Consider the following 6,911-nt stretch of genomic DNA (forward strand, 5'->3'; position numbering starts at 1 on the left):
TCCAATTAAATCTCACATTTTAATGAATCATTATTTCGTCAGATAGGGGGTTAAGATTATTTTTATCACATTTTAACCAAAATTAAAATTCTCATATTTTTATCAATTTACAATTTTTAGTGATAATATTGTGATAAATCAATTACCTCATCCCTTTTACTCTAAAAATGCTATCATTACAAAAATCAATCGCTTGGATGGAGAGATACACTCATGGAAGTTAAAAATTGCCAAAGCTTGGATGAAGTACGTCACTATATCGATCAGCTCGATGATAAAATCGTTGAGCTGATCGCCGCTCGTAACGGCTATGTTAAACAGGCCGCCAATTTCAAACACTCCGTCGAAGAGATAAAAGCCAATGAAAGAATGGAAGCGGTAATGGATCGCGTGAGATATAAAGCGATGGAGTTCGGTGTTTCTCCGAATCTTCTCACTAAGCTCTATTCTATAATGATCGATGCGATGGTTGAAGCGGAAATTTCAGAGTTTCAAAACGCTAAATCATTATAATTTAAACTAAAATTTTGTCACTTCTCCACGACAAAGTGCCATCACCACTTTCCCTTTTAACGTCTCGTTTTTATAAAGGCTGTGATGGTGCGGAACGACCGTAGTACGGCTCGGATCAAACACAATACAATCACACGGTGAACCGATTTTGATCTCTCCTGCTTCGACCCCTATCTGTGCTCCAGGAGCACGCGAAGCGACCTCTAAGAGTTTTGCCATATCAATCACCTTCGTCTCAATCAAATAGGTATAGAGCAACGGCAAATACTCAGCGATAGAAGTTGTTCCCACGTGAGCATCGTAAAAGGTAATGTCTTTATGGATGTCGGAGTTCGGCTGATGCAACGCGCTAAGCGAATGAATATCTCCTTGCTTCAACGCTTCTATGAGTTCTAAGCGTTTTGTCTCATTGACCAATGGAGGATCAATCTTCGCATCGGTATCAAATCCGTTGCATGCCAAATCGTTTTTAAAGAGGTGATGGATAGAGACTTCACACTCGACCGCAATACCGTTTTTGCGCGCATCGCTAATTAATTCGATGGAACGAGGCTCTTTGATACTTTTGAATACAATTTTAATACCGAAATAACGGGCAATCTCAATCATCGACGCAACATGAACCACCTCAGAAATCGGAGGGATCCCCGGCAAACCAAGTCCGGAAGCAACCGCTCCATCCGACATTACACCGCTTTCGATCAAACTCTTCTCTTGGGCTTTGTAAAAGAGCGCTTTATCGGCCATTTTGGCATATTGAGCGATACGGCTGATCAGGTTATAATCGTTGATAGTAGAGGTATGGACTGCGACACACCCTTTTTTGAGCATAATAGCGATATTACTTAGCACTCCCGTATCGTTTAACGCACTAACACTCGATTCAATCGTTGCCCCGTTTTTTGAACAGCGATGCTGTTGGACAAATTCAAGGGTGATCTCATCATCAATACGCGGAGTCGTGTCACTTGCCAATACGGCGGTCGTCACTCCGCCGCAGAGGGCGCGTTTTGAGAGTTTTTCAAGATTGGTACGGCTGAGTTGGGCATCTTTGAGCCGAACATCGGTATCGACCAATCCCGGAATGAGATAACACCCCTGTGCCGATACGATCTCATCCCCACTGAGACAATCTCCGATCTCCGTAATAATCCCCTCTTCAATCCGAACATCGCCTCGACGTTCTCCGTTGATGTCGCAGATAATTGCCCCCGTTATGATCATAATCGCTCCCGTTCGCTATAATTACGCTATTTTAATCAAAGAAACGTTTAAAAAGGGTTAGAGTGATCAAAATCATTGTATTAATCTTACCGATAATGGTTGCGATAGCTGCACCTTCGCCGTATGATCAGGGGAAAAAACTCTATTTTAGCAAAGGGTGCAACGGATGTCACGGGGTAAGCGCAAGCGGAACAAATATTTACCCCTCTTTGGCGTATCGACGCAAAGCGTTTTTAACGTATCGGCTAAAACAGCTCCGTTCCAAACAGGGCAATACCCAGTTGGCACAAATGATGATCCCTTTTGCAATGGGGCTAAACGATTCCCAAATCGATGCACTCACCACCTTTTTAAGTGAGTATCACGAAAACTCAAAAGAAAAATATTCACCCGATGATTCCAATACCGGAGACGGAAGCTCATGAAACTCCTCGTCAGTGCATTAGAGCACTCTGCCAATGTCCATCTGAAATATCTGCTAAATGAGCTTGGGGGTGACGTAATATTATCGGGTATTTTTGATAACACCTTAGGTAACAGCATTATCGATTTGCGCGCTACATCGATCATGGGATTTGTCGATGCCATCAAAAAACTCCCGTTCTTTTTTGCTCTCAAAGATCAGATGCTCGAATTAGCTGCCGATGCCGATAAGGTGCTTCTGATTGACTCATCAGGATTTAATCTCCCCCTCGCCAAAGCGATCCGGAAACGCTATCCCGACAAAGAGATCATCTACTATATCCTCCCTCAGGCATGGGCATGGAAGAAAAAACGGATCCCTGTCCTCGAAAAAACGATTACCAAACTCTGCTCTATCTTGCCGTTTGAGCCTTCGTATTATTCACCAAATGCCCCTATCGAATACGTCGGACACCCGCTCCTCGATGAGATTACCATTCGAAAAACCGATCTGACACCCAGCGGAAAAATCACCTTTATGCCCGGAAGCCGCCCCGGAGAGATCAAACGACTTATGAGTATTTTTCGTGAACTGCGTAGTATGATCGATGCACGTGCATTGATCGTCATTCCGCCGCATTTCACCGATGAGCAGATCAAAGAGCTTTACGGCGATATTTCGACGTTTGAAATCACCCACGAAGCGCATCAAAGTTTGGCAGAGTCCGATTTTGCTTTTATCTGCAGCGGTACGGCAACGCTCGAAGCCTCGTTGATCGGAACACCGTTTGTTTTGGTTTATATCGCCAAAGCACTCGATTACGCCATCGGGAAACGGTTGGTTAAACTCGATTATGCGGGACTTGGGAACCTATTGTTTTTTCATCACTACGGACGAGCCATTCATCCTGAGTTTATTCAAAACGAAGTCAATGCTCAAAATCTGTATAATGCGTATCAACAAATGGACAAAGAAGCTTTCTTTAAAGACGCTTCCCATCTACGAGAACTTTTAGGGCATGGCAGTGCCAAACGTGTCAGCCAGATTATCAAGGAGTCCTAATGCTTAGACTTTTTTCATGGATAAAAAATAAAACCCGTGCGTTTACGGATGAAAAAATCATCCCTTATGTTTTTACGCTGAGTGATGGACCGATGCTTTTTCGTGACCTTCTCAAAACCAATAAGATGTATCAGGAGGGGCTGAAATTAGAGGGGAAAATACCGGGATTTCGTCTCAGTATCGGACGAAGCTATCTCGTCTTTATCGGACTTTGGCATCTTTTTATCTTGCCTGTTTCGATCGCATTTCACCCATTCTTGGCAAAAATAGATTGCCATTTGCTCATTATCATGGCCATTATATTCACAGGGATGTTTTTTGCAACCTATGCGATATTCAAAGAGTACCTCATCGATACCGTCGCATTAAAAATTATTCGTCATGCGTGGGAAAACCATTTTCCCCATTTTGATTATGATCTCCATGCCGGTGAAGTAGCAAAAATTTATTCGGAAGCATTGGAAAAAGAGATTCCGCATAAAAATATGCAGCTTTATATTTTGGATAAATTGGTCGAGAAACACTAAAACTTTAAAAAGCATAACTAAAATTAAACAAGGCGTTGTTGTCCGGTTGGAGAGATTCCAAACTCTTCGTCACACTGAGAGACGTTTTCATCCTCTTATTGATTTTATGTTTATGGGCTAGTTTGATTTTTTTGTTGATCCCGACAGTGGGATCGGCATCCTGCTCCGATACATAAGAGGCATTGATAACCGTCTCATTATTGTCTGAATAGGTAATTCCCGTCGTATAGCTATATGGATTACGATACAAAATACTCTCGGATGCCGGAACATCTAAACGGGTATAGCTCCCTTCTGCAAATACATTGTAAATATCATTGAGAGGATAGAGGGCTTTGAGCAGACTCGTATATTTCGTAGGCTCAGGGACGTCATATGCCGTTTTGAGCGGGATGGTGACGTTTTCCGCGGCATTCAAAGACAAAGATTCCCACAGCTTTTGACGATACAGGAGCGATACGTTGGTTTTTTCGATCGATGGGGTATTTCCCACTTTGGGTTTGATATACAAACCCTGCACTTTTGCCATAAACGCATCATTCGTATAAAGAGCACTCATGGAGGCGGTATCGACCGTCGTATTTTTCTTCAAATCGTAGTTGATACGCGTTTCACCCCCTAGCAAAGAGGTTGGTGCAGTATTTTTTGTATATTGCAGTGTTTTTTTCATACACTCATTTTGAGCATTGGCCCATATCGGAAGAGAACTCTCACAAGAAGACCCCGCCGAAGAATACTCCGCTGCGGAAACTACACTCATCGCTATACTAATGACGACACCGCTCCAACGCATTGACAGACACCTATGGACTAAAAAAATTAATTTTATGAAAATATACCCGAAGAATGGTAAAAAAGCTCCTCACCAATTTTTGGCAAGGAAAAAAAGAAGCGTAGAGAAATTATTTTTTGTATTGTCCCAAAATACTCATAAACTTCGGTATATTCGCGGCACCGTCATAGCGACCGATTTTTTTCCCGGAAGCATCCAAAAAATGGAATGTCGGAGTCCCCATATACCCAAGCCCATCAGGGATGGAATCGTTGTGTATGTCGATGTGGACAGGAACATACGATTTTTCTACTTCCAAAGCTACTATTTTCTCTTCAAAAACGATGTCGCTCATGTACTCGCACGCGGGGCAATTTTCCCGAGAGAGCATCACCATTACCCGCTTCTTCTCTTTTTTCGCTTGAGCGAGCGCCGCATCATACGATGAAGCCCATTTTAGATCCGCAAATGCCATACTTGCCAAGACCGATAAGAGTAAAACTATTTTTCCCATTTTTATTTCCCTAAGTGTTTGATAAATTCTTGAGGTTCTTTGAACCCGACAATATCGGCCTCTTTTTGACGCGTACCGTTTTCATCGAAAAATAAAATTGCAGGAGGACCGAAAATACCGAATTTTGCAGTAATTGCGCGGGCGGCTTCATCGTTAGCCGTAAGGTTCACCTGTACCAAAACATAATCGTCCATAGCGGTTTTGACATTTTCATCGCTAAAGGTTTTTGCTTCTAACTCTTTGCAGGCGGTACACCAATCCGCATAAAAATCGACCATCACCTTTTTCCCTTTACTCTCTGTCAAAATTGCATTCAGCTCATCGATAGAGGTGATTTTTTCAAATTTTTTGTGTTGCGCTTTTATCGGTGCTGCCTGAACTTGAGCAATAAACGGATCAAGAGGATGCAACACGTTTTTAGCCCCTGCCATACCGCCGACCAATAAGCTGATACCGTACAATAAAACCATAAATCCGAGCGCTTTGACATTGGCACGGGAACTCCATGAGGGATGCGCCCCCAAAGGTTCCAACGCATTCATATTGATCGCAACGAAAATCGCTAATCCGCCCCACAACAGCAGTGTCGTATTTTCATCCAACACACGCCCGATCATCCAGATCGCAATACCGAGCAGCATGACTCCGAATACTGCCTTGATGACATCCATCCACATCCCCGGTTTAGGCATAAAGTGGCCTGATGTCGTCCCCACGATCAACAACGGGACTCCCATCCCGATTGAGAGAGAAAAGAGTGCTACTCCGCCGAGCAGTGCATCCCCTGTTTGCCCGATATAGATCAACGCTCCAGCCAACGGTGCCGCGACACACGGTCCGACGATCAATGCCGACAAAAAGCCCATGATCGCAATTCCGATAATACCTCCGCGTTGAGATCCCATTTTGCTGAGACGCGATTGGATGAAATTCGGAATTTGCAATTCATACACATCGAACATCGAAAGAGCCAATAAGACAAAAATAAGGGCAAAAGAGACAATAACCCACGGCGTTTGAAACGCTGCTTGAAGATTTGCACCGAACAATCCTGCCAAAATTCCCGCAATCGTGTACGCCACTGCCATTGAAAGTACATAGACCAAAGAGAGGAAAAACGCTCTTTTTGCCCCCATCCCTTTGCCCTGAGCCAAAATAACCGAAGAGATGATCGGTATCATCGGAAAAACACACGGCGTGAGAGAGAGAAGCAACCCGAAACCAAAAAAACTAATAATAATCACCCAAAGGCTTCCCCCTTTAATCACACCGGCGATTTGATCGGTTTCAGACTCTTTCACCTCTACCTTCGGTGCCGGAGGAGGTGGTGGAGCAATCTCAAGCGCTTTTGGTTCAACCACCGGAGCTTTGAGTACCGACGACTCACTCATTGGAACTTTGGATGCATCCAACGTCACTTCCAGCGTTTTTTCCATCGGTTCATAGCACAATCCTGCACTCGAACACCCTTGATAAGAGAGTTTGATTCTGACCTTTTTATCACCGGAAAGCTCTTTGGTTCTCATTAGTGCGATACGGATAGCGGGAGAGGATTCGTATACTTTCTCTCCATCCAATACGATCGGCTCAACCATCGTCACCGATTTGAAATCGATCCCGTCTTTTTTATCCGCATCTTCCACTTTGAGCTTATCGGCATAGATATGGATCTGATCGCCCATAATCATCTCTACACCGATGGTTTTGGCATCCACCATTTTAGCCGAGGGTTTAAAAGCCTCATCAGGCTGTAAAAAGCCCACCGCCCAAATATTTAAAGAAATAAGTAAAAACAATAGCCCGCGCATACAGTACCTTCTTAAAAAATCATCTTTATTTTATCACAAGTAACTGTTACAAAACTCAGTGAGAAACATTGTTAATATTTTTCAGCTT

The 6,911-nt window shown here is 43.4% G+C and carries 8 protein-coding genes; 4 read left to right on the plus strand and 4 right to left on the minus strand.

What is annotated here, in order from left to right; all coding sequences use genetic code 11:
- Nucleotides 1-213 precede the first annotated feature (213 nt).
- Nucleotides 214-513, plus strand: a complete 300-nt coding sequence (locus JHC35_RS08050) for a chorismate mutase (protein ID WP_295043975.1) — start codon at nucleotides 214-216, stop codon at nucleotides 511-513.
- Nucleotides 514-519: 6 nt separating this feature from the next.
- Here the strand turns inward: JHC35_RS08050 and JHC35_RS08055 are convergent, their stop codons facing one another.
- Complete coding sequence (locus tag JHC35_RS08055) at nucleotides 520-1,737, minus strand: amidohydrolase family protein (protein ID WP_295043978.1); 1,218 nt, start codon at nucleotides 1,735-1,737, stop codon at nucleotides 520-522.
- A gap of 62 nt (nucleotides 1,738-1,799) precedes the next feature.
- Between JHC35_RS08055 and JHC35_RS08060 the strand changes: the two genes are divergently transcribed.
- The 3 genes from JHC35_RS08060 to JHC35_RS08070 are packed head-to-tail and all read left to right on the plus strand — an operon-like array spanning nucleotide 1,800 to nucleotide 3,729.
- The gene (locus tag JHC35_RS08060) at nucleotides 1,800-2,162 is read left to right on the plus strand and encodes a c-type cytochrome (protein WP_295043981.1); all 363 of its coding nucleotides are present in this window, start codon (nucleotides 1,800-1,802) and stop codon (nucleotides 2,160-2,162) included.
- A complete protein-coding gene (gene lpxB, locus JHC35_RS08065) occupies nucleotides 2,159-3,202 on the plus strand; it encodes a lipid-A-disaccharide synthase (protein ID WP_295043984.1) in 1,044 nt (347 codons plus the stop codon). Before JHC35_RS08060 ends, lpxB begins: the two co-directional genes overlap by 4 nt.
- On the plus strand, nucleotides 3,202-3,729 hold the full coding sequence (locus JHC35_RS08070; protein ID WP_295043987.1) for a hypothetical protein: 528 nt from the start codon (nucleotides 3,202-3,204) through the stop codon (nucleotides 3,727-3,729). The genes lpxB and JHC35_RS08070 overlap by 1 nt, the downstream gene beginning before the upstream one ends.
- Before the next feature lie 4 nt (nucleotides 3,730-3,733).
- Here JHC35_RS08070 and JHC35_RS08075 read toward each other — a convergent pair whose 3' ends face one another.
- From JHC35_RS08075 to dsbD, 3 genes are all read right to left on the minus strand, one after another.
- Nucleotides 3,734-4,399 carry a hypothetical protein gene (locus JHC35_RS08075; protein ID WP_295043990.1) on the minus strand — a complete coding sequence of 222 codons (666 nt, stop codon included), beginning with the start codon at nucleotides 4,397-4,399 and terminating at the stop codon, nucleotides 3,734-3,736.
- A 232-nt stretch (nucleotides 4,400-4,631) separates the two neighbouring features.
- Entirely contained in the window at nucleotides 4,632-5,015 is a 384-nt protein-coding gene (locus JHC35_RS08080; RefSeq protein WP_295043993.1) for a thioredoxin family protein, read from the minus strand.
- A gap of 2 nt (nucleotides 5,016-5,017) precedes the next feature.
- Entirely contained in the window at nucleotides 5,018-6,823 is a 1,806-nt protein-coding gene (dsbD, locus tag JHC35_RS08085) for a protein-disulfide reductase DsbD (protein ID WP_295043996.1), read from the minus strand.
- Nucleotides 6,824-6,911 lie beyond the last annotated feature (88 nt).

Source organism: Sulfuricurvum sp. (genome assembly GCF_022759005.1).
Lineage (GTDB): Bacteria > Campylobacterota > Campylobacteria > Campylobacterales > Sulfurimonadaceae > Sulfuricurvum.

Coding starts and splice junctions, on each gene's coding strand:
- JHC35_RS08050 (WP_295043975.1), top strand. CDS start 214: ATGGAAGTTAAAAATTGCCAAAGCTTGGATGAAGTACGTCACTATATC.
- JHC35_RS08055 (WP_295043978.1), bottom strand. CDS start 1,737: ATGATCATAACGGGGGCAATTATCTGCGACATCAACGGAGAACGTCGA.
- lpxB (WP_295043984.1), top strand. CDS start 2,159: ATGAAACTCCTCGTCAGTGCATTAGAGCACTCTGCCAATGTCCATCTG.
- JHC35_RS08070 (WP_295043987.1), top strand. CDS start 3,202: ATGCTTAGACTTTTTTCATGGATAAAAAATAAAACCCGTGCGTTTACG.
- JHC35_RS08075 (WP_295043990.1), bottom strand. CDS start 4,399: ATGAAAAAAACACTGCAATATACAAAAAATACTGCACCAACCTCTTTG.
- JHC35_RS08080 (WP_295043993.1), bottom strand. CDS start 5,015: ATGGGAAAAATAGTTTTACTCTTATCGGTCTTGGCAAGTATGGCATTT.
- dsbD (WP_295043996.1), bottom strand. CDS start 6,823: ATGCGCGGGCTATTGTTTTTACTTATTTCTTTAAATATTTGGGCGGTG.